General features: G+C 54.6%; 24 protein-coding genes. 18 read left to right on the forward strand and 6 right to left on the reverse strand.

The features are described from left to right. The first annotated feature begins 175 nt into the window (after positions 1–175). The 17 genes from cysT (at position 176) to AXE65_RS11100 (ending at position 18,514) form a co-directional block, all read left to right on the forward strand. The gene (gene cysT / locus AXE65_RS11020) at positions 176–994 is read left to right on the forward strand and encodes a sulfate ABC transporter permease subunit CysT (protein ID WP_068392237.1); all 819 of its coding nucleotides are present in this window, start codon (positions 176–178) and stop codon (positions 992–994) included. Between the two features lie 24 nt (positions 995–1,018). Continuing rightward, positions 1,019–1,396: a hypothetical protein gene (locus AXE65_RS11025; RefSeq protein ID WP_068392239.1), complete on the forward strand. Its 378-nt coding sequence runs from the start codon at positions 1,019–1,021 to the stop codon at positions 1,394–1,396. A gap of 6 nt (positions 1,397–1,402) precedes the next feature. Beyond that, entirely contained in the window at positions 1,403–2,257 is an 855-nt protein-coding gene (cysW, locus tag AXE65_RS11030) for a sulfate ABC transporter permease subunit CysW (RefSeq protein ID WP_068392242.1), read from the forward strand. Between the two features lie 5 nt (positions 2,258–2,262). After that, positions 2,263–3,249, forward strand: a complete 987-nt coding sequence (locus tag AXE65_RS11035; RefSeq protein WP_068392247.1) for a sulfate/molybdate ABC transporter ATP-binding protein — start codon at positions 2,263–2,265, stop codon at positions 3,247–3,249. Between the two features lie 151 nt (positions 3,250–3,400). After that, on the forward strand, positions 3,401–4,516 hold the full coding sequence (locus AXE65_RS11040) for an ABC transporter ATP-binding protein (protein ID WP_068392250.1): 1,116 nt from the start codon (positions 3,401–3,403) through the stop codon (positions 4,514–4,516). Between the two features lie 3 nt (positions 4,517–4,519). Beyond that, complete coding sequence (locus AXE65_RS11045; protein WP_068392252.1) at positions 4,520–5,425, forward strand: ABC transporter permease; 906 nt, start codon at positions 4,520–4,522, stop codon at positions 5,423–5,425. After that, the gene (locus tag AXE65_RS11050; RefSeq protein ID WP_068392255.1) at positions 5,426–6,226 is read left to right on the forward strand and encodes an ABC transporter permease; all 801 of its coding nucleotides are present in this window, start codon (positions 5,426–5,428) and stop codon (positions 6,224–6,226) included. 19 nt (positions 6,227–6,245) lie between these two features. Then, entirely contained in the window at positions 6,246–7,286 is a 1,041-nt protein-coding gene (locus AXE65_RS11055) for an extracellular solute-binding protein (RefSeq protein WP_068392258.1), read from the forward strand. Continuing rightward, entirely contained in the window at positions 7,265–8,740 is a 1,476-nt protein-coding gene (locus AXE65_RS11060; RefSeq protein WP_079214145.1) for an amidase, read from the forward strand. Before AXE65_RS11055 ends, AXE65_RS11060 begins: the two co-directional genes overlap by 22 nt. Positions 8,741–8,950: 210 nt before the next feature. Then, on the forward strand, positions 8,951–10,684 hold the full coding sequence (locus AXE65_RS11065) for an amidohydrolase (RefSeq protein ID WP_068392261.1): 1,734 nt from the start codon (positions 8,951–8,953) through the stop codon (positions 10,682–10,684). Between the two features lie 21 nt (positions 10,685–10,705). Beyond that, positions 10,706–11,782, forward strand: coding sequence for a C45 family autoproteolytic acyltransferase/hydrolase (locus AXE65_RS11070; RefSeq protein WP_068392264.1), 1,077 nt, complete (start codon positions 10,706–10,708; stop codon positions 11,780–11,782). Positions 11,783–11,889: 107 nt separating this feature from the next. Beyond that, entirely contained in the window at positions 11,890–13,209 is a 1,320-nt protein-coding gene (locus AXE65_RS11075; protein WP_153015454.1) for an OprD family porin, read from the forward strand. 151 nt (positions 13,210–13,360) lie between these two features. Further along, positions 13,361–13,888: an inorganic diphosphatase gene (gene ppa, locus AXE65_RS11080; protein WP_068392267.1), complete on the forward strand. Its 528-nt coding sequence runs from the start codon at positions 13,361–13,363 to the stop codon at positions 13,886–13,888. Between the two features lie 5 nt (positions 13,889–13,893). After that, positions 13,894–14,139 carry an exodeoxyribonuclease VII small subunit gene (locus AXE65_RS11085; RefSeq protein ID WP_068392269.1) on the forward strand — a complete coding sequence of 82 codons (246 nt, stop codon included), beginning with the start codon at positions 13,894–13,896 and terminating at the stop codon, positions 14,137–14,139. Beyond that, complete coding sequence (gene ispA / locus AXE65_RS11090) at positions 14,132–15,031, forward strand: (2E,6E)-farnesyl diphosphate synthase (protein WP_068392272.1); 900 nt, start codon at positions 14,132–14,134, stop codon at positions 15,029–15,031. The genes AXE65_RS11085 and ispA overlap by 8 nt, the downstream gene beginning before the upstream one ends. Positions 15,032–15,062: 31 nt before the next feature. Further along, positions 15,063–16,943 carry a 1-deoxy-D-xylulose-5-phosphate synthase gene (gene dxs / locus AXE65_RS11095; protein ID WP_068392275.1) on the forward strand — a complete coding sequence of 627 codons (1,881 nt, stop codon included), beginning with the start codon at positions 15,063–15,065 and terminating at the stop codon, positions 16,941–16,943. A 137-nt stretch (positions 16,944–17,080) separates the two neighbouring features. Further along, a complete protein-coding gene (locus AXE65_RS11100) occupies positions 17,081–18,514 on the forward strand; it encodes a sigma-54 dependent transcriptional regulator (RefSeq protein WP_068392278.1) in 1,434 nt (477 codons plus the stop codon). Positions 18,515–18,597: 83 nt separating this feature from the next. Here the strand turns inward: AXE65_RS11100 and AXE65_RS11105 are convergent, their stop codons facing one another. From AXE65_RS11105 to sohB, 6 genes are read right to left on the reverse strand one after another with little or no spacing between them, the layout of a single operon-like run. Continuing rightward, positions 18,598–19,284: a hypothetical protein gene (locus AXE65_RS11105; protein ID WP_068392281.1), complete on the reverse strand. Its 687-nt coding sequence runs from the start codon at positions 19,282–19,284 to the stop codon at positions 18,598–18,600. An 11-nt stretch (positions 19,285–19,295) separates the two neighbouring features. Then, positions 19,296–20,828: a formylglycine-generating enzyme family protein gene (locus AXE65_RS11110; RefSeq protein WP_439144690.1), complete on the reverse strand. Its 1,533-nt coding sequence runs from the start codon at positions 20,826–20,828 to the stop codon at positions 19,296–19,298. Beyond that, entirely contained in the window at positions 20,782–22,005 is a 1,224-nt protein-coding gene (locus AXE65_RS11115; RefSeq protein WP_068392282.1) for an FtsX-like permease family protein, read from the reverse strand. The genes AXE65_RS11110 and AXE65_RS11115 overlap by 47 nt, the downstream gene beginning before the upstream one ends. After that, positions 21,995–22,669 (reverse strand): ABC transporter ATP-binding protein, encoded by a 675-nt coding sequence (locus tag AXE65_RS11120; protein WP_068392287.1) that lies wholly within the window; start codon positions 22,667–22,669, stop codon positions 21,995–21,997. The genes AXE65_RS11115 and AXE65_RS11120 overlap by 11 nt, the downstream gene beginning before the upstream one ends. Before the next feature lie 12 nt (positions 22,670–22,681). Next, on the reverse strand, positions 22,682–23,674 hold the full coding sequence (locus AXE65_RS11125; protein ID WP_068392374.1) for a YhdH/YhfP family quinone oxidoreductase: 993 nt from the start codon (positions 23,672–23,674) through the stop codon (positions 22,682–22,684). Positions 23,675–23,679: 5 nt separating this feature from the next. Further along, entirely contained in the window at positions 23,680–24,741 is a 1,062-nt protein-coding gene (gene sohB, locus AXE65_RS11130) for a protease SohB (RefSeq protein WP_068392377.1), read from the reverse strand. 266 nt (positions 24,742–25,007) lie between these two features. Between sohB and AXE65_RS11135 the strand changes: the two genes are divergently transcribed. Beyond that, positions 25,008–25,319 (forward strand): SCP2 sterol-binding domain-containing protein, encoded by a 312-nt coding sequence (locus AXE65_RS11135; protein ID WP_068392291.1) that lies wholly within the window; start codon positions 25,008–25,010, stop codon positions 25,317–25,319. The last annotated feature ends 16 nt before the right edge of the window (positions 25,320–25,335 follow it).

The raw sequence follows: 25,335 nt of genomic DNA on the forward strand, positions 1-25,335 counted from the left end.
TAAGCGGCTCGGCGCGGGCGATAGTACCCTATCTGAAGCCATGCGGCTTTAGGTCGCAGCAATGCTATACTGCACTAAAAGGAATATAAAAATACCTAAAAAGTATTTTTAAGAATATGTCGCAGTCCCTAGTATCTGCACCCTTCCCTGCCGCACAGACGAAAACTTTTAAGCTATGGCACGCCGCATTTCCCCGGTTATTCCCGGCTTTAGCCTGACCTTGGGCTACAGTCTCGCTTACTTAAGCCTGCTGGTGCTGATTCCGCTCGCCGCCATGTTTATCAAGGCGCTGGATTTATCCTGGACGCAATTTTGGGCGATTGTTAGCCAGCCGCGCACCTTGGCGGCGCTTAAGCTCTCCTTTGGCACAGCCTTCGCCGCCGCCTTGCTCAATGGCCTGGTCGGTACTTTGCTCGCGTGGGTATTGGTGCGCTACCGCTTTGCCGGGCGCAAAGTGATTGAGGCGATGATTGACCTGCCCTTTGCGCTGCCAACCGCCGTTGCCGGAATTGCCCTGACCGCGCTCTACGCGCCCGCAGGGCCGATTGGCAAACTCGCCGCCGAACTTGGGCTTAAACTCGCTTACACACCGATTGGCATTATGCTGGCGCTAACCTTTGTCACCATGCCCTTTGTCGTGCGCACCTTGCAGCCGGTGCTCGCCGATATTCCGCGCGAAGTCGAAGAAGCCGCCGCTTGCCTTGGCGCAAAACCTTTTCAAATCTTTCGCCATATTCTGCTGCCCGCACTGCTGCCCGCCTGGCTTACCGGTTTTGCACTGGCCTTTGCGCGTGGCGTAGGTGAATACGGCTCAGTGATTTTTATTGCTGGTAATATGCCGCTTAAAACCGAAATCCTGCCGCTACTTATTATTGTAAAACTCGACCAATACGATTATGCCGGAGCGGCGGCCATTGGCGTATTGATGCTTTTGGTTTCGTTTAGCCTGTTGCTGCTGATTAACCTGTTGCAGCGGCAAATCAGCAAGCACTAAGAACCAATGGAATGAGATAGATAAATGATAAAATTTATTAATATTCTTATGCTGATGATATGCTCTTTACTATTAAGCGCATGCGGACCTGACACACGCCCAGTGGAGTGCCGAAAACTGCTTGGCAAATGGTGGTTAGTGATTGAACGCATGGAAAAATCCGGGCGCTTTTCCAATGATTTTATCAGGCAACATCGTATACAGCATACCATGGTCAATTTATTGTCAGAGCGCAGTAAAGAAACGACCGAGGAACAAAGAACTGAAAACTGCCTAAAATACGCCGCCATCATTGAACCGCAAATCAAGCTATCCAGAATCATTGGCGAGCTTTCGCAAAATCATTTAGAAGAGCGTTTCCCGCCACCATTAGGCGCTGGTATTGGTGCTAGAAGAAAGTAAATCCATATGTCCATACTGATTAACGCAAACAGCCGCGGAAAAACCCGCATCGGCCGTATCAGCCTGATTGTCTTGGCTTGGCTAGTATTTGCCCTGTTTTTACTGCTGCCGCTCTATGTCGTGTTAAGCGAAGCCTTAAGCCGAGGTCTCGGTACTTTTACCCAGGCCATTAGCGAAGCGGATGCATTATCCGCATTAAAACTCACGCTCATTGCACTGGGTATTTCCGTACCGCTGAATGTGATTTTTGGCGTAGCGGCGGCTTGGTGCGTGGCGAAATTTGAGTTTCGCGGTAAAAGCCTGTTGGTGACTTTAATTGACCTGCCGTTTTCCGTCTCGCCGGTGATTGCCGGTTTAATTTATGTGCTGATGTTTGGTGCACAGGGCTGGCTGGGGCCTTGGCTGGCGGAACATGATATTCAGATTATCTTTGCCGTGCCCGGCATTGTGCTGGCGACTTTATTTGTCACTGTGCCTTTTGTTGCGCGCGAATTAATCCCGCTGATGCAAGAACAAGGCACACAAGAAGAAGAAGCCGCGCGTTTATTAGGCGCAAGTGGCTGGCAAATGTTTTGGCACGTGACCTTGCCCAATATTAAATGGGGTTTAATTTACGGCGTGGTGCTGTGCAGTGCACGGGCAATGGGCGAGTTTGGCGCGGTTTCTGTAGTTTCCGGGCATATTCGCGGGCTGACCAATACCTTGCCGCTGCATGTGGAAATTCTTTATAACGAATATAACCATGTCGCTGCTTTTAGCGTGGCCAGTTTGTTGTTATTACTGGCACTGATTATTTTGCTGATTAAACAGTGGAGCGAAAGCCGCCTTTCGCGCTCGCTGGGTAAAGAGATTAAGGATTAAACATCATGTCCATTGAAATTCGCGGTATCAGCAAAAACTTTAATAGTTTTCGTGCACTTAACACCATCAATCTGGATATTCAAAGCGGCGAATTAGTCGCCCTGTTAGGGCCTTCCGGCTGTGGTAAAACCACATTACTGCGCATTATCGCCGGATTGGAAACACCCGATAGCGGCACTATTGTGTTTCACGGTGAAGACGTATCGCGCCATGATGTACGCGAGCGGCAAGTGGGTTTTGTCTTTCAGCATTACGCACTGTTTCGTCATATGACCGTGTTTGAAAACGTGGCTTTTGGGCTGCGCATGAAGCCCAAAGACGAGCGTCCGAATAAAGAACAAATCACCGAAAAAGTCCACCAATTGCTCAATATGGTGCAACTCGATTGGTTAGCAGACCGTTACCCCGAACAACTTTCCGGCGGGCAGCGCCAGCGCATTGCCTTGGCAAGAGCGCTCGCCGTGGAACCTAAAATCCTGCTGCTGGATGAACCCTTTGGCGCACTGGATGCCAAGGTGCGCAAGGAACTGCGCCGCTGGCTGGCCAGGCTGCATGAAGAGGTCAATCTCACCTCGGTGTTTGTCACCCACGACCAGGAAGAAGCGATGGAAGTGGCCGACCGCATCGTGGTGATGAACAAGGGCAATATCGAACAAATCGGCGCACCGGGCGAGGTTTACGAGCATCCGGCGAGTGATTTTGTCTATCACTTTTTGGGCGATGCCAACCGTTTGTTTGTCGGCAGTGACCATCACGTATTGTTCCGCCCGCATGAAATCTCCCTCTCGCGCGAACCCTTGGAAGGCCATCAACAAGGCGAGGTGCGCGACATCCGCCCGCTCGGTGCGATTACCCGCGTCACCTTAAAAGTGACCGGTCAAGAGGAATTGATCGAAGCCGAAGTGGTTAAGGACCATGAAAGCCTTAACCGTCTTGCCCGTGGTGAGCGGCTGTATTTCAAGCCCAAAGGCGGCGTACCGGTCGCTTCTTGATAAAAAAGCTGCCCACTAGCCAACAAAAGGCTGGGCTGCTTTGCCTTGTCATCGGCTAACAACCCGTGGCAAAGTCCACCCCTGCTTGCGCCGGCGGCTAAAGCTGCCGGAAAAAATGTAAAAACGATATAAGAATATTGGGAATAACAGATTGACTGATACGGCCACCGGGCGTGCTACCGCCATCAATATCCGCTCCGTACGCAAGGTTTATGGCGACCCGCAAAGCGGACTGGTCGCACTGAAAAGCGTTGACCTTGCCATCTTCGATAACGAATTTTTTACCCTGCTCGGGCCTTCCGGTTGCGGCAAAACCACACTGCTTCGGATGATTGCCGGTTTTGAGTTTCCAACCGACGGGCAAATCCTGCTCTACGGCGAAGACATTGCCAGCCGTGCGCCCTATGACCGACCGGTCAATACCGTGTTTCAACACTATGCGTTATTTCCGCATATGAGCATTAGCGAAAACCTCGCCTTCGGCCTGCAATCGCACCCAATGGGCAAGCGTTTGAGCAAGGCTGAGATCGCAACACGCGTGGAAGAAATGCTGACACTGGTACAGATGCAAGATTTTGCGAGGCGCAAACCGGCGCAGCTTTCCGGCGGACAGCAGCAGCGCATTGCGCTGGCCCGCGCCTTGGCACCACAGCCTAAAGTCCTCTTGCTGGATGAACCGCTGTCCGCGCTGGACTTAAAACTGCGCCAAGCCATGCGCGAAGAGCTAAAAAGCATCCAGGCGAAAACCGGCATTACCTTTATTTTTGTCACCCATGACCAAGAAGAAGCACTCGCCATGTCCGACCGTATCGCTGTGCTGGCAAGCGGGCAGGTGCAGCAGGTCGGCACGCCGGCAGAGATCTACGAAAAACCGCTCAACCGTTTTGTCGCGGACTTTATCGGCGAAACCAATTTCCTCCCCGCCACGGTGGAGCATTTGCAGCAAGGTCAGGCGCTGTGCCGCATTGCCGGTGGGCAAGTGCTTGCCAGCGAAGCGCGTGAAGGTATCCGTCAAGGCGAGGCCGTCACCCTTTCCATCCGTCCCGAACGCCTCTCCCTGCTCGCCTCAGACAGCGCAGACAGCACGCCTTGCACCTTGCAGGGTGCCAGCTATCTGGGCACTGACTGGCAATATCAGGTAAAACTGGAAGACGGCAGCACACTACGCATCCGCACGCCCAATCAGGCAGGTCTCGGCCAATTTGCCCTTGGCGAACGGCTTTCCCTGCAATTTACGGCAGGCTGCGCCAGCCTGCTATTGGATTAAGCCATGACTGCGCTCAATCCACTGGAACGCCGCCGGGCGCTGGCCGGACTTTTAGGGGTCAGTCCGGCGCTGTTGGTGATCGGCCTTTTCCTGATTGTGCCGATTGTTATTTTGGCCGCTTACTCGTTGATGCAGGCCGACCCCTACGGCGGCGTACAGGCCGCCTTTAGCAGCGAGGCCTGGTATTCGCTGCTCTACGAGCGCGACCTTGACGACAACCTCGCCTTTGCCTGGTCCTATTTGCAGGTTGCCGGTCGTTCCGTTTCGATTGCCGGGGCGACCACCTTGATCACATTGCTCGCAGGTTTCCCGGTCGCGGTATGGCTTGCCATGCAGCCCGCCTCGCGCCGTCCGCTGCTGATCTTCTTGATTACCCTGCCGTTTTGGGTCAATTTGCTTATTCGCACCTATGCATGGATTTTGCTGCTGCGCGACAGCGGCTTTATTAACAGCGCCTTGCTCGCCACCCGCCTGATAGAACAACCCATCCCGCTGCTCTACAACAATGGCGCGGTGCTGCTGGGCTTGGTCTACACCTACTCGCCCTTTGTGGTGCTGCCGATTTATGCCACTTTGGAAAAAATGGACGTTCGCCTGCTTGAAGCCGCGCAAGACCTTTATGCCTCGCGTCTGCGCACATTATTTAAAGTGGTGCTGCCACTGGCCAAACCCGGGATTATCGCCGGAGCGGTGCTGACCTTTATCCCTTGCCTGGGGGCTGTGGTCGCGCCAGAACTGCTAGGCGGCGGCACAAAAATGATGCTGGGCAATTTGATTTACCGCCAGTTTAGCGATTCGCGCAACTGGCCGTTTGGCGCGGCACTGGCGCTGGCTTTAATGGCGGTAGTGATGTTGGCGCTGACCTTTTACGCGCTGCGCTTAAGTAAAAAACAAGAGGAAGCTGCTTAAATGGCCATCGCAAAAAAACGCCGCAGCGTACAGGATTTTCCCGGATTTGGCAGTTTTAGCCTGCTATTTTATATCTATCTTTATGCGCCGATTTTGGTGTTGATTTTATATTCCTTTAATGCCGGTAATTCAGCGACCATCTGGGAAGGCTTTAGTTTTGCCTGGTATAAAGTCGCCTTTACCAATCCGGCGCTACGTAATGCGGCCTTTAACAGCCTGATCATTGCACTGTGCTCCAGTTTAATCGCTACAGCAATTGCAACCTTGGCCGCGCTGGCCACTTCACGCGGCGCCAAATTTAAAGGGCTTAAACTGTCAATGGGCATGATTATGCTGCCCCTGGTATTGCCGGAAATTGTCGTCGGGGTTGCTACCCTTGCCTTGTTTGCAAGTTTAGGATTAGCCTTGGGTTACGGCAATTTAATTATTGCGCACACGGTCTTTTGCATTCCCTTTGCCTTTTTACCGATTCGCGCCCGTTTAAATGATATGGATTTATCCTTGGAGCAAGCCGCAGCGGATTTATACGCCGGCCCCTTTAGAACCTTTTATAAAGTGACCCTGCCGCTATTATTGCCCGGCATTATGTCCGGCTTGATGCTCGCTTTTATTGTATCGATGGATAACTTTGTTATTTCCATGATGGTATCCCAGGCGGGCACTACCACTTTACCGATATTTATTTTTGGCCTGCTGCGTATGGGGCTAAGCCCGGATGTCAATGCTATCTCGACTTTGATTATTATCGTCTCGGTAATAGTCGTTAGCCTGTCCTGGATGATTGGCAACCGCAAAAACTAAAAACAACGGAGTTTTAACAATGAAAAAGCCCTTTAAAACAACACTGGCCGCTTTTGCCGCCAGCTTTTTATTCAGCAGCAGCGCCCTTGCCGCTGGACAAGTCAACATCTTTAGCTGGAGCGGTACCTTCGCGCCAGAGGCGCTGAAAAAATTTGAAGCCGAAACCGGTATTAAGCCGACCATCGACGCTTACGATTCCAACGAAACCCTGCTCGCCAAACTTAAACAAGGTGGCAGCGGTTATGACGTCATTTCACCGACCCATGAGTTTTTGCCGATTTTAATCAGTGAAGGCTTAATAACGCCCTTTAATCCGGCGGGCGAGGCTTATTACGACAATCTGGTCGATAATTTAAAAAAACCCGCCTGGGATCCTGATGGCTTATACAGCATGCCCTATTACTGGGGCACCACCAGTTTTGGTTTTGACACGGCGGTTTATAATGAAACAGTAGACAGCTACAGCACGCTGTTTAATCCGCCAAAAGCTTTGCAGGGCAAAATCAATATGTTTGACTCGCCCAGCGAAATCATGTCGCTGGCCAGTTTATATTTGGGATTGCCCTTTTGCGCGGAAGATTCCAAACAGGCGCAGCAAATTTTAAACCTGCTGAAAGCGCAAAAACCTTTTGTTAAAACCTACAGCTCCAAAGCCGGTTCCATTCGTGAAAATCTCATTGCCGGTGAACTTTCCATGTCCACCGTTTGGGGCGGCTCGTTTTTACGTGCCCGCGAAAGTCGCGCCAGCCTTAAATACGTCTACCCGAAAGAAGGCGTACTGGCTTGGGTAGAAGGCTTGGCCATCCCGAAGGATTCGCGTAACCCGGAAAACGCCAAAAAGCTGATTGCGTTTTTAAGCCAGCCGGAAAACTCCGCCATGACCCAAGCGTTTTTAAAGCACCAAAGCCCGATTAAAGGCACCGATCCCTACCTTGACCCGGCCTTGCAGGGCGCACCGGAACTCTATATTCCTGATGATGCCAAGCTAGTCTTTAGCCAAACCTGCGGGGAAGCGGCCATTCGCTTGGCCGACCGCGTATGGACCAACTTGATGCGCTAAGCCTTATGCCTAAATCCTTTGAACTGCCTTGGCAAGCACACCAACTTGTCACCCTGATTGCCCGCCGCGAAATTTCCTGCCGAGAGGTCATGAGTGCTTATCTTGCGCGCATTGAGCGGCTTAATCCCCAAGTCAACGCGCTGATCAGCCTTGAGCCACCCGAACGGCTGCTGGCTGAGGCCGATGCCAAGGACGCGTCGCTCGCTCGTGGCGAGCCTTGCGGCATGCTCTATGGTCTGCCGCATGCAGTTAAAGATTTAGCGCTGACAAAAGGCATTCGCACCACCTTTGGCTCGCCACTGTTTAAAGATGAAGTGCCGCAGCAAGACAGCATTATGGTCGAGCGGCTAAAAGCTGCCGGTGCCATTGTGATCGGCAAAACCAATGTGCCGGAATTTGGTATGGGTTCGCAGACCTACAACCCGCTGTTTGGCGCAACCGGCAATGCTTACGACCCTGTGCGCACCGCAGGCGGCAGCAGCGGCGGTGCGGCCGCGGCCTTGGCGCTGCAACTGGTGCCACTCGCCGATGGCAGCGACATGATGGGTTCACTGCGCAATCCAGCGGCCTTTAACAATATCATCGGCATGCGCCCGTCACAGGGTCGCGTGCCCTTTGACGACGGCGCGGAACTGTTTTGCAACCAATTGGGCTACGAAGGGCCCATGGGGCGCTGCGTGGAAGATGTCGCGCTGCTGCTTTCCATACAAGCCGGTTACCACCAGCGCGCCCCGCTGTCGATTAGCCATGCCATGGCCGATTTTCGTACGGCCTTGGAGCAGCGCGACTTTAGCGGCGCAAAGTTGGGCTGGCTGGCCGATATGGACGGCTACCTGCCGATGCAATCGGGCGTGTTGGAACTGTGCCAGAGCGCTTTGCTGGATTTTCAGACCATTGGCTGCAATATCGAGCCCTGTTCGCTGAATTTTTCCCCGCAACGCCTTTGGGACTGCTGGCGCGTATTGCGCCATTGGTCAGTTAGCGGCTCGCTGATTAAATTCTGGAATAACCCGCTTGAGCGCGAACAGCTTAAACCGGAAGCACAGTGGGAAATTGAAAACGGCCTTAAGCTATCGGCTTTGGATGTTTACCAAGCCAGCCAAACGCGCAGCGACTGGTACCGCGCCATCTGCGCACTGTTTGAGCAATACGACTACCTGCTGCTACCTTCTGCACAAGTGTTCCCGTTCGATAAAACGGTACATTGGCCAAAGACGATTGAAGGCCATTCGATGGATACCTACCATCGCTGGATGGAAGTCGTGATTGCCGGAACACTATCTGGCTGTCCGGTGATTAACGTACCGGCAGGTTTTAATGAGCAAGGCTTACCCATGGGCATACAAATCATCGGCCCGCCGCAAGATGACTATGGGCTGCTGCAACTCGCCTTTGCCTATGAGCAAGCAACCCGCTGGTATCAACGCCGCCTGCCACCACTTTTGGCGCAGTAACACAGCTCAATGGGATCGGTTTTTCCCAACTGCGCCGTCCGGCTGAAGCTGCCGTGCTTGGAGGCCGCAACAAGCAGCATTAACTAAATGAATTTATTTATATTTTTTCAAAGCAGGTAGAAGATTTATGCAAAAAGGGTCGTTTTTGCCCTGTCACTTGGTATAGGCTGCCTTTTAAGTTCAACAAAGCCAATAAAAAGGAGCTTATCCATGAACGCGCGAATTTCTGTGCTGCTCTGTGCAACCTTAAGCAGCTTTGCCTTGCCCGCCGTAGCGGTTGATTTGATTGTGCATAACGGCAAAATCCATACCGCAGAACCCGGCCAGAGCTTGCAACAGGCGATGGCGGTTGAAGACGGCAAAATAAAGGCCGTTGGCAGCAACAATGACATCTTGGCACTAAAAACCGCCACAACGACTGTGCTTGACCTTGATGGCAAGGTATTGATGCCCGGTTTGATTGACACTCATTCCCATGTCATTTACGGCGGATTGGAACTGGCCTCTGCCAGTCTGGATACCGAGTTCATCGGCTTTGATGAGCTGGAGCAACGCCTGCTTGCCTGGCGTGAAGACGGTCGCGCCTGGCATGGTGACATTCTTAGCGTCAGCGGCCTGCCTTCGGCCTATTGGAGCCATGTGGCCGAATTTGAGCAGCGCTTTAACCAAGGGCAGTGGCGGGATATACCGATTGCCTTTATCGGCTGGGATCATCACACCGGCTGGGTCAATCGTCCGATGCTACAGCGCACAAAAATTACCGCAGACACCGTACGAGCACTGGAAGGTGAGGCGCTCGCCACCATCGGTCATCACCCCGACATGCGCCCGAACGGCTTTCTCGCCGATGCAGGACTTGACGCCGTGCTGGCGCAATTTCCAGCCGCCACCGAAGCACAGTTGCTGGCCGCCGGTCGTGCCGCCTTAACCTACAACCACAGTTTGGGCATTACGGCCTGGATGGACCCAGCCGCCAACGGTGCGCCGGGCGAGCCATTGTTTGACCTAAAGCCCACGGCACAGAACATCGGCATTTTGCCGGTCTACAAGACGCTGGCCGAGCACGGCGAACTGAATGCGCATGTCGCCGCTCTACTGGTTGCACATCCACGCAGCACACCGGATGACCTTGAAGTCATTGAGCAAGTACGCCAGCAATTTCAGAACCTGCCGGGTCTCACCCTCCCCGGTATCAAGATATTTGCCGACGGCGTACCCGAATACCCGGCGCAAACCGCCGCCATGCTCGAACCTTACAAAAACTCGCTCAAATACGGCGAACTGCTGATTGACCCCGAGCACTTTGGCGAACTGGTCAGCGCCGCCGATGCCCGTGGCTGGCTAGTGCATATCCATGCGATTGGCGACCGCGCGGTACGTGAATCACTCAACGGCATTGAACAGGCGCGTCTTGCCAGAGCCAGCAACATCGCGCATTCCATTACTCATTTGCAGATGGTAAACCCCAAAGAATTTGCCCGCTTTAAACCGCTTAACGTGATTGCCTCCATGCAGCTTTATTGGGCAATGGCCGATGACAACAGCATCGACCTGGTGCAGCCCTATATCAGCGCCATGGCGTTTCGCTTCCAATATCCGGCGCGTTCGCTGCATAAAGCAGGCGCGACTATTGCCGGAGCCAGCGACTGGCCGGTCACCACCCCCGACCCGTGGAAGGCCATTTATCAAGGCATCAGCCGCAAAGGGCCAAAAGGCTTACTGGCGGCAAGCGAGGCGCTTGACCGCGAAACCTTGTTTGCCGCCTACACCCTAAACGCCGCCCGCGCACTGATGTTGGAAGACAAAATTGGTTCACTTGCCCCCGGCAAACAGGCCGATTTTATTGTGCTTGACCGCGATGTACTCAGCGTAGAACCCGAAGCGCTGCAAGGTACCCAAGTCTTAAAAACCTTCTTCGCCGGACGCGAAGTCTTTTCCCGCTAAGCGGGCCTTAAGGAGCCTTACTTGAAACTGCACCGCTTTCACTGCGATACCCCGGATCCCAAACAACGCGGCCAGCAGATAGGGCAGCGCTTCGCCGCGCAAATCGCGCAGACCCTCATCCTCTATCTGGATTTTTTCCGTGTGGCCGGCATCAGCGAGCAACAAGTACGAAAGATTGGCGAAAACAGCATGGACGCGCTGCACGACTGGTGCGCCCCGCTGGCCGAAGAACTATGCGCCATGGCAGAGGGCGCAAAACTGCCGCTGTGGCAACTCGCCAGCCTTAACGCCCGCACCGAAGTGCTCGCCGCCATGCCAAAGGGCGCGAGCGCCGAATGCTCCACCGCGGTCTTTGCCCCGCAAAGCGCAGAGCCGGTGCGCAGCATGCAAACCTGGGACTGGCACGATGCGTTAGTGCCAGAGGCTCTGCTGCTGCACTTGCACACAGCAGGTGGCAGGCAAATCAAGCTGTTTAGCGAATTTGGCATGCTCGGCAAAATCGGCGTCAACAACGCAGGAGTGGGGCTGCACTTTAATATCCTGCATCATCAGAGCGATCACGCAGACGGCGGTGTACCGGTACATGCCGTTGCCCGCCTGGTACTGGAACAAGCGCAAAGCGTCAGCGAGGCCATCGAACTGGCACAAAGCGCCCGCGTCAGCGCCTCAACCGTATTGACCGTATTCAGCCATACGCCGCACAGCCCACGCGCGGCCTGTATTGAACTGTCCCCAGCCGGTGCCTGCGTGGTACTGCCGAGTGAAACGGGCTGGCTCAGCCATACCAACCACTTTCTTGACCCGACCTTAAGCCAGGCTGAGCGCAGCGACGATGACAGCACTCGCCCGCGTATCGCCCATCTGAACCGCCAGCAGCACGCCATACAAGAAAGCCTGGATACCGCTGCCCGCGCCCGCGCGTTCTGTGGTGATTTGGGTGAAGCCGCGCCTATCTGTTTTATCCCCGATCCTGGCCAGCCCATCACCGAACGCTGGGAAACCTTGCTGACGATCGCCATCGACTGCGCAGACTTTGCTCTGGAATATGCAACCGGCAATCCAATGAGCCTGATCAACAACGGTCATTTGCGTTTTTAATATTCTTTCGCCGCCTTTAATCAATATTTTAAGGAGAGCCTTAAACAAGATAATAAGTCAATAGATTTCAGGAAACCCAAAATAATCCCAACAAGGAACAATACAACATGAACTTAACCGACAACAAAGCAAAACTATTATTGGCTTTACCTCTGGCATTAGTAGGTGCCAGTGGTTTTGCTTTAGCCAATCAAGCCCAAAGCAAAGGCTTTATTGAAGACAGCACGCTTGATTTTCTGGCACGCAATATTTACTGGTATCACAACCGTACAGATGGCAGCGTAGATAACCGCGAATGGGGGCAGGGACTGCGCCTCGATTACCGCTCCGGCTATACCCAAGGCTTGGTAGGTTTTGCTTTGGAAGCCAGTGGTTATGCTGCCATTAAACTCGATGGCGGGCGTGGTTATAGTGGTCGCGCCAATGTGCTGGTACCCGACACTCAAGGCACTCGTGATGAAGCCAGCTCCGCTGCCGCCAATATCAAAATGCGCCTATCTGCGACCGAGCTTAAATACGGCAATAATCTGCGCCCGTACAATCCAGTCTTTGCCCCTGCCGATGCCCGCTTGGTGCCAGCAACCGCAACCGGTTTTTGGCTGACCAGCCACGAGATTAAAGACCTTGAACTCGAAGCCGGTCGCTTTACCGCCGCCAAGGACTTTAACAGCACCAACAGTTCCGATGATTTTTACGCGCCCTATGCCCAAGCCACTAGCAAAACCGTCGAGTTTCTGGGCGGTAATTATCAGGTTAATAAGGATTTCAGCTTAAGCCTGTATAGCTCAAGATACAAAGACATCTGGCGCAGCCATTACACCAATCTTAATTACAGCGTGCCATTTAATGAGTCGCAAAGTGTCAACTTTGACTTTAACTTCTATAAAACCAAAGACCAAGGTCAAAAACGTGCCGGTAATATTGATGTCAAGGCTTGGTCATTGGCGGCGGCCTACCGCATTTGGGGCCATTCCATCACCCTTTCCCACCAACGGGTAAACGGCGACCAGCCACTTGATTACTTGGGAATGGGACCTGGCACTTATCACGACTCAATTTATCTTGCCAATGCCGGACAGGTCGCCGACTTTAACGGCCCTGGCGAACGCTCTTGGGGCGCGGCTTATCGCCTTAACCTGCAAGAATACGGCGTACCGGGTTTAAGCCTTTATATGCGTTATATGCGCGGACGCCATGTTAAAGACACGACCGGCAAGAGCAATCCCAATTACAACTTTTATTCAGGCCATGGTGAAAACCATTGGGAACGCGATATGGGCTTTGCCTATACCGTGCAAGAAGGCAAAGCCAAAGACCTGTCCTTGCAAGTGCGCTACGGCGTTCACCGTATCGGCAGCAATGCGCTTTCCGACTCCAGCTCAGATCAAGTGCGGGTGATTATTAATTTCCCGTTCAATATTTTTTAACCGGCGTAAAGATAACCCTCTACCGCCCCGCGCGCTTGCGGTAGAGGGCTGCGGGAGAAGGTAAAACGCCCTACCCGTTACACAAAGATGCAAGCTTAAGCCAATCCCCCTATAATCGCGCCCCCTGATTTTACACAGCGCGGGTATTTCGATGAGTTACAGCAGCATTCCGGCGGGCAAGGCGCTGCCGGACGACCTCTATGTGGTGGTGGAAATCCCCGCCAATCACGCGCCGATCAAGTACGAAATTGATAAAGAAACCGACAGTCTGTTGGTAGACCGTTTTATGGCAACGCCTATGTTCTATCCGGCCAACTACGGCTATATCCCGCAGACACTGGCCGATGACGGCGACCCGCTGGATGTGCTTTTGGTTACGCCCTGTCCGGTGGCCCCAGGGGCGGTGGTGCGTGCGCGTCCGATTGGTATTTTGCATATGACCGATGAAGCCGGTGGTGATTCCAAGCTGCTGGCTGTGCCACATGACAAACTGACCGTGCTCTACAAAGAAGTGCGCGAATACACCGACCTGCCCGCACTGCTGCTCGAACAAATCCGCCATTTCTTTGAACATTACAAGGATCTGGAACCCGGCAAATGGGTCAAGTTGGAGCGCTTTGCCGGTGCCGATGAAGCCCGCGAGGTGATCAATCAGGCAGCGGCGGCTTATAAGGGATAAGCCATATGCCCCGCAAAAAAAACGCCCAGTCCTTTGAGCAGTCGCTGACTGAGTTGCAAGCACTGGTCGAACGCTTGGAAGGCGGCGAACTTTCGCTGGAAGAAGCGCTCGGCGCCTTTGAGCAGGGCGTTAAGTTAACCCGCGACTGCCAGGATGCGCTGAATCAGGCCGAACAAAAGGTCAAGATGCTGCTGGAAAAAGACGGCGAGCTAAAAGAAGTGCCCTTTAATACAGACCTCGGGCATGACTGAAAGCGCCTTTTTAGACTATCGCAAGCAGTGCCAAAAGCGCGTCGATCATCGCCTTGAACGGCTGATGGATGCGCAAAAGCTGCCGTTTGCCCCACTGGGCGAGGCGATGCGCTACAGCCTGATCAGCGGCGGCAAACGCATTCGCCCGCTGCTGGTTTATGCCACTTGCGAGGCGCTTGGTGGCGACCTGGGGCAGGCCGACGGCGCGGCGATGGCGGTCGAGCTGATCCACGCCTATTCGCTGATTCACGACGATCTACCCGCGATGGACGATGACGATTTGCGCCGCGGCCAGCCGACCTGTCACCGCGTATTTGGTGAAGCGCTCGCCATCCTCGCCGGTAACAGTCTACAAAGTCTGGCCTTTGAAGTACTGATGGGTGAAGCGGGCAATCCGCCACAAAGCCAAACCCGTCTTGCCATGCTAAGCGCGCTGGCACAAGCGGCAGGAGCCGCGGGACTGCAAGGCGGACAGGCGATTGACCTTAACGCCGTCGGCAAAACCTTAAACCAGGCTGAACTTGAGCAAATGCACCGCCATAAAACCGGCGCATTGATCGAGGCGTCGGTGCATTTGGGCGCACTGGCTAGCGGCAAGGCCAAGCAAGACGCGTTACAAGCGCTGCAACACTACTCGCAGGCCATTGGTCTTGCCTTTCAAGTGCAAGACGATATTTTGGATGTGGAAAGCGATACGCAAACCTTGGGCAAAACCCAAGGCAAAGACCAATGCTTAAATAAACCCAGCTTTGCCGCGCTCTTGGGACTTGCCGCCGCCAAAGACTACGCGCAGCAGCTTGGCCAAGAGGCCGTGCAGGCGCTGCATTCGTTCGATGAACGCGCCGAACCCTTAAGAGCACTCGCCCGCTATATCGTTAAACGCCGTAACTGATAAACTTGCCGCCTTTTGAACCTAAAGCCTGATGCCAGCGACCTTTCAGCAAATCCCGCGCGAGCCGCCCGTAACGCCCCTGCTCGACCGCGCCAGCAGCCCGCATCTGCTGCGCCTGTTGTCTGAGCATGAGTTGCTGCAACTGGCCGATGAATTGCGCGCGGAACTGCTTTATCGCGTCGCCCAGACCGGCGGGCATTTTGGTGCCGGGCTTGGCGTGATTGAATTGACCATTGCGCTGCACTACATCTTCGATACGCCGGATGACCGGCTGATTTGGGATGTCGGCCATCAAGCCTATCCGCACAAAATCTTGACCGGCAGGCGCTCGCGCATGACGACCTTGCGGCAAAAAGGCGGCTTGGCGGCGTTCCCCCATCGCGCAGAAAGCGAGTACGACTGCTTTGGCGTGGGGCATTCCAGCACCAGCATCAGCGCCGCGCTTGGCATGGCGCTGGCGGCACGAGCCAAGGGCGAACGATACAAAACCGTAGCCGTCATCGGCGACGGCGCACTGACGGCGGGTATGGCCTTTGAAGCGCTTAGCCATGCACCGGAAACCGGCGCAAACCTGCTGGTGGTGCTTAACGACAACGACATGTCCATCTCGCGTAATGTCGGCGGCTTGTCCAACCATTTAACGCGGATTTTATCCAGTCGCGCCTGGGTACAGATGCGCGAAAACGGCAAAAAAATGCTCTCGCGCCTGCCCGCCGCGCTGGAACTCGCCCGCCGCGCCGAAGAACACGCCAAAGGCATGCTGATACCCGGCACCTTGTTTGAGGAATTGGGCTGGAACTATCTGGGGCCGATTGACGGCCACGACCTGCCGACCTTGCTGGCTACCTTGCGTAATCTACGCGACCTGCCGGGGGCGCAATTGCTGCACGTCGTCACGCAAAAAGGCAAGGGCTATGCCCCGGCAGAAGCCGACCCGATTGGCTATCACGCCATCAGCAAGCTCGAACCGGAACAATCCATAGAGAAAAACGCCGCACCGAAATACTCCAATGTCTTCGGTCAGTGGCTGTGCGATATGGCCGCCGTTGATGAAAGGCTAATGGGCATTACCCCGGCAATGAAAGAAGGCTCGGATTTGGTCGCCTTTAGCGAGCAATACCCAGAGCGTTACTTTGATGTCGCGATTGCCGAACAACACGCGGTAACGCTGGCCGCCGGCATGGCCTGTGAAGGGTTAAAACCGGTGGTGGCGATTTATTCGACCTTTTTACAACGTGCTTACGACCAGCTTATCCACGATGTCGCGCTGCAAAACTTAGACGTACTCTTTGCCATCGACCGCGCCGGATTGGTCGGCGAAGACGGCCCCACCCACGCGGGCAGTTTTGACCTTAGCTATCTGCGCTGCATTCCCAATCTTGTGCTGATGACACCCAGTGATGAAAACGAACTGCGCCGTTTGCTCAGCACCGGCTACCAGCACAAGGGCCCTGCCGCCGTACGCTATCCACGCGGCAGCGGCAGCGGGGTTGCGATTGAGCCAACATTGGAACCTTTACCCCTGGGTAAAGGCGTCGTGCGCCGTGAAGGCGAGCAAGTGGCGCTGCTGGTCTTTGGCACTTTGCTGGCCGATGCGCTGCAAGCAGGCGAGGCATTAAATGCCACAGTGATTGATATGCGTTTTGTTAAACCGCTGGATGCTGATTTAATTGGCCAGTTAGCCGCCCGCCACAGCCTGTTGGTCACGGTGGAAGAAAACGTGCTGATGGGCGGAGCAGGCAGCGCCGTGGGGGAACTGCTCGCAACACGCCATCTGCACCTATCGTTACTTTCACTGGGGCTGCCCGATGGCTTTATCGAACAAGGCAGCCAGGCGCAAATGCGCGATGAGTGCGGCCTTAATGCACACGGCATTGAGCAGGCGATTCGCCAAAGGCTGCAAATCGCTTAAGTTGCAAATGAGCATTACCCCTCTCCCACACACCGAATTTCATGTAGTTTCAGCCAGGGAAGGCGCTTTCGTTTTAGTGGGCTGTCATTGTGTCCGCTTGAGCTTTCCTCCCACTACTTGGCATAGCTGAAAACCCGATGAAGCGTGAAACCAGTCTGCTGCTGATTGATGACAACCCTGAACGCCGCCGCCATATGGCGCTGATTTTGGATTTTTTGGGGGAAACCCACTTAGCCTGTACCAGCGACCAAATGCAGGCCACTGCCTCGCGGCTCGTAGCTCAGTTTGAACTGGGCGGCATCCTGCTCGGTGAAGTCAGCGGCAGCGTTTGTGACCTGTTAAAACCTCTGGATAAGCAAACCCCGCTGCTGTTATTAGGCGAACATACCACGGCTCATTGGCCGGAGTCCCTGCAACGGAGCATACTCGCGCGTCTTGACATGCCGCCCGCCTACAACGAACTGCTCGATTCACTGCACCGCTTACAGATTTACCGGCGCATCTGCCAAGAAACCGACAAACCCTGTCGCAAGGTGCACCTGTTTCGCAGTCTGGTCGGCAGTAGTCGCGGCATCAGCGAGGTGCGCAAAATGATGCAGCAAGTGACGGGCAGCGAAACCAGTGTGCTGATTTTGGGCGAATCCGGCACTGGCAAAGAGGTTATCGCACGCAATTTGCACTACCACTCGCCAAGGCAAAAAGCGCCCTTTGTCGCGGTCAACTGCGGAGCCATTCCGGCGGATTTACTCGAAAGCGAACTGTTCGGCCACGAAAAAGGCGCATTCACCGGTGCCTTTACCGCCCGCGCCGGACGCTTTGAACAAGCGCAAGGCGGCACCTTGTTCCTGGATGAAATCGGCGACATGCCGCTGCCGATGCAAGTCAAACTACTGCGCGTGTTGCAGGAACGAAAATTCGAGCGCCTCGGCAGTAGCAAGACGCAAAACGCCGATGTACGCATCATCGCCGCCACTCACCGCAATCTGGAGCAGATGATTGAAGCAGGCAGCTTTCGTGAGGACCTCTACTACCGGCTCAATGTCTTTCCCATCGAAGTGCCGCCGTTGCGCGAACGTGCCGAAGACATTCCGCTGCTGATTAACGAACTGCTCGCCCGCATGGAGGCGGAAAAACGCGGCACCATCCGCTTTAACGCCGCCGCCATCATGTCGCTCTGTCACCACCCGTGGCCGGGCAATGTGCGCGAACTCGCCAACCTGATTGAGCGCTTGTCCATCCTGCATCCTTACGGCGTGATTGGTCTGGCCGAACTGCCAAAGAAATTCCGTCATCTGGATTTGGCCGATGAACAGAAACGGCTCGCCGAACTGCAACACAATCTGCCGGATGCCGCGACCGCGCCGCCTGCGCTGGCACAGGGGGAGGCTCGCCTGCCCGCCGAAGGGTTGGATTTAAAGGACTACCTCGGCAAGCTGGAGCAGCACCTGATCCAACAGGCGCTCAATGATGCAGGCGGTGTCGTCGCCCACGCCGCCGAACGGCTAAAAATCCGCCGCACCACCTTGGTCGAAAAAATGCGCAAATACGGCATGCAGTCGAACGCAGCCTAGGGGAGAGTCTGTTCCCGCTTCAAACGTGACGAAGGCGGAGGGTAATACCCCTCTCCCGCTTGCGGGAGAGAAGAGGGTGGCTTTTAGCCCAACTGAATGGCGCTTCTTTGTGTGTAGAGTTGGTCGATTTCGCTTTCCAGCTGGCTTCTTTGCTGCTGCATGCGGCTGATTTCGGCGTTGAGCAGGTCGATGCGGGTGCCGCTGGTTTGCTGTTCGGCGGCGGCGATTTTTTGCCATTCTTGCTCGCGGCTTTTAACCTCGGCCAAGGTCTTTTTTAAATAGGCGGTGTTGGCATCAATTTGCGCCAACTGTTGCTGCGCCTGCTCGCGCTGTACTTGGTTTTTCGCAATGTCCTCCTTGATTTTTTTGATTTTTTGGCGGTCGTCGTTAATCACCTGGCGGGCGGTGGCGGTCAGTGATTGCAACTGTTGATTATCCTTGCGCACATCGGCAATCGCCGCGTCCAAACGCTCTTCGGTGTTGGCGTATTGGGCGCGTTGATGGTCCAGATAGTAGTTCGCGCCCATGCCTACGCCGCAGCCCACCGCTGCGGCGGCGAGCATGCAGCGCGTCTTGTCGCCAGGATTACCAAGCTGGCAGGCGAGCGCGCCCGCAAGCGCCCCGGCTCCGCAAGCTTGCAGGCCGGACTTGCTGAAAAACTGCGCCGAATGACTACCGCTAAGGCGCGGGTCAACGCCATTGTCTGCGGTGCTTTGGCAGCCCGAAAGCAGTGCCAGACAAAGCCAATAAAAGAAGAACGATTGTTTCATGGCATTGCTCCTTAAATGGATTTGCACGAGTTAAGCCAGCCACTGCGCGCCACTCGGCCATTTTCCAGATAGCTTTTTAAGTTTTTCCAGTGTACCTGTAAATATTTTTGCAGATTGTTTTTGCTGCGGCCTTGCATCTGTTGTTCGGTGACAGAAAGTTGCGCGGCCATTTGTTCTTTTGGGTAATTAAGCGCACTGCCGACCAGGCTGTCGGCGTAATAATTAAGGACAAATTCGAGCACTTCGGCATGCCCGTCCAATTGTTTTTTACGCGCGGCGCAGCGCGTCTCGTCTGCCCCCTGCCCCTCACAACTGCGCTGGTAATTGCTTTGCAGGGTATCGAGAAACAACCCGTCATCTTTAAGCTTGGTGCAGAGGAACGCACCCAGTTGTAGCTGCGAGCGAATGGCCTGGTCACGCTGCTCGTCCCTGGCTTGGGCGCTTGCGCGTAGATCGCGCCGTAGCGTTTCCAGTTGCAGCTTGAGTGCCTTGTCTTCGACCTTATCGGCAATGCGGCTGATGTCTTTAAGCGGGTCATAGGCGGCGACTTTATCCGTACCCAATGCTTGCCAGTCCTGCTCAACCTGTTTGATGCGCTCGCGCGAGGTCAATACCGGCGAGACCAAAGCCAGCCGCACGCCACTGGTTTTAATCCTCTGCTCAGCGTCATCCATGTAATAAGGCTGTTCTTGGCGCAGTGCGCTGCGCAGCCCGCTTTGCGGCGTTAAATAATTGCCACCGCGCAGGATATAACCGCCCGCCTGCCCATGCTGGCGGCCGGGTTTGATTAGCCGAAACGGCTCAAACAGCATCTCATCGACATTGCCCAGCATGTCGTGCAATCCCAACGGATTGGCTTTAAGCAAGCCGCTTAATTGCAGCTTGCCGTTGGCCGACTGCGCGCCGGCAAACCAAGCATAAGCATTTAAGCCTTCTGGCATGGGAAACAACAGGTCGCGGAACTCGGCCTCGGAGACCGCCAGCCCACCGCGCGCGGCAAATTCCCATTCGGCTTCCGTTGGCAGACGGACAAAGCCCAATGCGCCGTCTTCGACCGGCAGCTTGTTTTTGGCGTTTTTGCGCAGCCATAGGTTGTAACGGTCGCTAAAAGCCATCGCCTCGAACCAACTTAAACCGGTCTGCGGCAGACGCAGCTTGTTGGCAGGCTTGGGGCATTCGCTGCTGATCAGCGACTGATACTGCAATTCGGTCAATTCGTATTTGGCGAGCAGGTAATAGCGCGAAGGTTTGGGCTTATCGGTGGTAAAGCTGCCAGCAATATGTTCGGCTCTGGCCTGTTCCAGATAGCCCCAGCTATCGCCGTCTTGACCCAATGTCAGCGGATAGTCATCGAGCGGCTTCGCCAAGGGTATCGAGACCTTGCGAAAGGCCATTTGCCCACCACAGGGCATGGGCAGCAGCACATCGTCTTGCAAGGGTTTGGGGTTGTAGTATTTTTCCTCCCAAGCGGCCTGGGTAACACTGCTCAGTAAAAGACTAAAAACCGCTGCGCAGACTTTCTGCCGCTTCAATCCGTGTTGCACGCCATCCTCCCATTACCGCCACCAGTGCCGACAGCAGCAAGGTGCAGGCCAAAGCCAGCAGCAGGTGCTGCGCCGTCAGGCGGCAAACAAAGCCTGATTGATCAAGATTTGCGCCCAAGGCGCTGTTAAATACCGCACTGCCAAAGGCATACAAAGGCAAGGCCAACGCAAAAGCAAGCAGCGCAAGCAACGTGGCTTGTATCACCACCAGCGCGGCAATGGCGCACCGATCAAAGCCCATCAGCCGCAGCAAGGCCCATTCGCGCCGTTTGCGCTCGATACTGGCGAGCAACGCGCCGCCTAATGCCGCCACCGCGCCCAGCACCGCCGCCGCACCAATCACCGCAAAAATCAGCCCCAGCACGCGGCTAATCGCCTGTACCGATTCAATTTCAGCGCCGCGCATTTGACTGTCGATATGCTCAGCCGCGAGCCTTTCGGCCAGTTCTGCGACCTGCGGCAAGGCTTTGGCATAGAGCCTTGCCCGTGCGTAGTGGGTGCGCGGCGGTGCCATTTCGCCCTGATTGATGCCAAGTAGCGGCGCGGCAAAGCCGTCACGAAAATCTTCCGTGGCGACCAGCAAATCCAGCGTCAATAAAGCCGCCGGACGGCCAAAAGCGCTGGCGGGCAAAATACCAGCGACCTTAACCTCAGTCTGCCCGCGCTGGTGTTGTCCTTGGTACTGGCGCTGCACAACGAGCCTTAGCTTATCGCCAGTTTGTACCTGTAAACGGCTCGCGGCGCTGGCCGAAAGCAGCAGCTCGCCCGCGCACGGTGGCGTAAGGCCGGATAACAACGGGTCTCCCGCGCCGCTTGGGATCAGTTCGACATCGGCCAAAAAATGTAGGTTGTCCTTAAGCAAACTGGCCTCGCTATTGAGCGAACGGGTGAGCGGCATCACAAAGGCAACCTCGGGCATGGCCTGCCAGCGTGCAAACCAGTCAAGCGGCAGGTTGTGATTGCCGCTTGGGCGCAATTCGAGATTGCGCGGGTCGCTGAGCAATTCATCATTGAGCTGCGAAACCACGCCGTATTTCAGCCCAAACAATAAAAGCAGCGGCGCAATCACCGCGACCAAGGATGCGACCACGCAAAAAGAAACCTTGCGGTCATGCCATAAATCGGCCACGGCCAGCATCGCCAAGAGCCTTGGATGGGCGGGAACCTTAGTGGGCATCGATAAATACCGTCCGCTTTTTATCCGTCTGCCCGCGCAAGGCGCGAAGGCCGCAGTGTTCGACCAGCGCCCAATCATGGCTAACCACCAGTGTGGCAATAGCGAGCTGCTTTGATAGCGCCATCATCCGTTCAAACAGCGCTTTTGACTGCGGCGGATCAAGCGCGGCGGTCGGTTCATCGGCGAGCAGCAGTTTGGGTTGATGGGCAATGGCACGGACAAACGCCACGCGCTGGCGCTCACCGATGGAAAGCTGGGCGGGATGTTTATCAAGCAAAGGGGTCAGTTTTAGTTGCGCTAGGGTTTCGCGGATAACGCTGCGCTCTGGCGAAGATTGCAGCAGGCGGCACGGCAGTTCGATATTTTGCCGCACCGTTAAAAACGGCAAGAGCGCCCCGCTTTGCAGCACAAACCCCAAATAACGCGCACGGATGGCGCAAAGCCCTCGCTCATCGCTGAGCAGGCGGGCAATATCCCATCCGTTCAGGGAAAAACGCTGCAACTTCTGCGGCTGCAAAATCAGCCCCAGCACTTCCAGCAAGGTACTTTTGCCGCAGCCGCTTTCGCCCACAATCGCGCGGACTTCGCCGGGTGCCAAGTCAAGCGCGGGCAGTTCAATACAAAAATCGCCGCGCTTAACCTCAAGACCTTGGATATGCAGCATGGGCAAGCCTTTTTAATCCAACCGCACCAGCACCCGCCCGACTTGCTGAGCGGCGAGGATTTTGTCGATTTCGCAAGACAGTTCGGTTAAACCGACTTCGCGTACCTGCTGATCGAGATGGGGTAATCGCCACTGCCCTGCCAAACGCTGCCAAATGGCGGATTTGTAGGCAAGCGGCTGCTCGACTGAATCCACTCCCAGCAAGTTCACCCCGCGCAAAATAAACGGCAGCACCGTGGCATTAAAGGCAACACCCGCGGTTAAGCCGCAGCAGGCCACACTGCCACCGTAGCGCAGCGATTTAATCAGGTTAAACAGCATGTCGCCGCCCACGCAGTCCACCGCGCCCGCCCATTGTTCTTTTAGCAGCGGCTTATCGGTGCCTTCCTGCAAGGCGCTGCGCGGCAGGATTTGCCTCGCGCCCAAACTTTTCAAGAAGCCCTCTTGAGCGCTTTTAGCGGTGACAGCCGTCACCTGATAACCCTGTGCGGCCAGCAAAGCCACGGCAATACTGCCCACCCCGCCGCTTGCGCCTGTTACCAGCACCGCGCCGCTTTCGGGCTTAACGCCCGCTTGTTGCAATTTATCCAGGCAAAGCGCGGCGGTTAATCCGGCCGTACCCAGGCACATGCATTGGCGCAAGGTTAATCCCGGCGGACGCTTAACCGCCCAACTTGCCGGAATACGAATAAACTGCGCAAAGCCACCTGCGCTATTCATGCCAAGGCCGTAGCCAGTGACTATCACTTCATCACCTTCGGCAAACTCCTTAACTTGCGAGCGCTCAACCACTCCCGCCGCATCAATGCCAGGCGTATGCGGGTACTGTTTGGTTACTCCGGCATGGCCACTGGCCGACAGTGCATCTTTATAGTTAAGCGAGGAATAGTTCACACGAATTAATAACTCGCCTTTCGGTAAATCCTCAGTACTGCGCTTAATAATTTGCCGAGTAAAACCGCCTGTATCGTTTTTGCTGATCCACAGCGCATTAAATTGGGGCATGTTATTTACCAAAACCGTTGATTGATCAGTTTACCCGCCCAGCTTTGCAGCACGCGGTCAAATACCCCGGCGGTGGCCAGACCCAAACGCTCTTGCAGGCGTTTTTTTTGTACATAATGCAGGGCGAATAAATCAGCCGTTTTGGCTTTTTCTGCCAGATATTCATCACTGGTTAAAAGCTCATCAACCAGTTGCTTATCCAAAGCCGCTTGCCCCAACCACACCTCGCCGGTGGCGATTTGGTCAATATTCAGTTGCGGGCGATTGGTCGATACAAAGTCTTTAAACAGTTTGTGGGTATCGTCCAAATCCTGCTGGAACTTTTCGCGGCCTTTATCGGTATTTTCACCAAATACGGTCAAGGTGCGTTTGTATTCACCGGCGGTTAATACTTCAAAATCCACCGAGTTTTTCTTAAGTAGCCTATGGAAATTGGGCACCTGCGCCACTACGCCAATCGAGCCAATCATGGCAAACGGGGCGCTGATAATTTTGCTTCCGACACAGGCCATCATATAACCGCCGCTGGCCGCGACTTTGTCGATACAAATAATTAGCGGCACCTTTGCCTTGCGGATACGCGCAAGCTGCGAGGCGGCAAGGCCGTAGTTACTGACCAGCCCGCCCGGGCTTTCCAGACGAACCAATACTTCGTCCCTTGGCGTTGCAAGACTCAGCAGCGCGGTAATTTCATGGCGCAGGCGACTGGTCGCTGAAGCGGCAATATCGCCGTCAAAATCCAGAATAAACACGCGCGGCTTGGTCTCCTCTGCCGAATTGTCTTCGGATTTTTTCTTTTTGGCTTTTTGCGCTTGTTTTTTTTCGTCCTTTTCGGCCTTGGCCTTGGCTTTGCGCTGCTCTTTTAGCCGGTCTGGCTCAAGCACCATTTCTTCCATAAAGCCTTGCAGGTCTTCATAAAACTCGTTGACCTTGTGCACCTCCAAATGCCCGCTGCGTTCGCGCCCTTTTTTGCGCAGCATGGCAATGGCCGACAAGACCACTATAAAAGCTGCGACCAAAGTCACCACACGCAGCAAAAATCCCGCGTAATCCAGTAAAAACGCCACAAACATCCCCTTTTATTTAAAGCCCAAGGCAAAGTGCGCCAGCATAACTAGGGGCTGTTCCCGTTTCAAACGGGAACAGCCCTAACACGCAGGAACAAGCCAAGAACGCTGTTGCTGTTTCAGCAGCAAGCTCTTTGCCCCTTGTCAGCCTCCTGCACATGAGCCATTATCTGCTAGCCTTGTACAGTGCAAGGCTGGCGGAGAACTTGCAGAATCCGCTTATCGACATAGGTATTGGTAATTGACTATTAACAAAGGTAAATCTTATGAGTGACTTAGCGAATATCATCAAAACCCTGCAAGACCGTTTTGAAGGAAAAGTACCGACTGATTTGGATGCGATTTTTCAATTTGATGTTGATGGCAAGGTGCTTAATCTGACCGTTAAAGACGGCGATTACAGCCTTAAGGAAGGCGCAAACCCGGATGCAGGTGTGACCTTTATTACTGATATGGGCACTTTGCAAGAAATGATTAACGGTGAAACCGACGGCATGACGGCCTTTATGAGCGGCAAGCTGCGCACTGAAGGCGATATGTCACTGGCAATGAAACTGGGTCAACTGCTCGGCGGTTAATCACTGTATTTTTTGC

The sequence above is a fragment of the Ventosimonas gracilis genome, assembly GCF_001580025.1.
Taxonomy (GTDB): Bacteria; Pseudomonadota; Gammaproteobacteria; order Pseudomonadales; family Pseudomonadaceae; genus Ventosimonas; species Ventosimonas gracilis.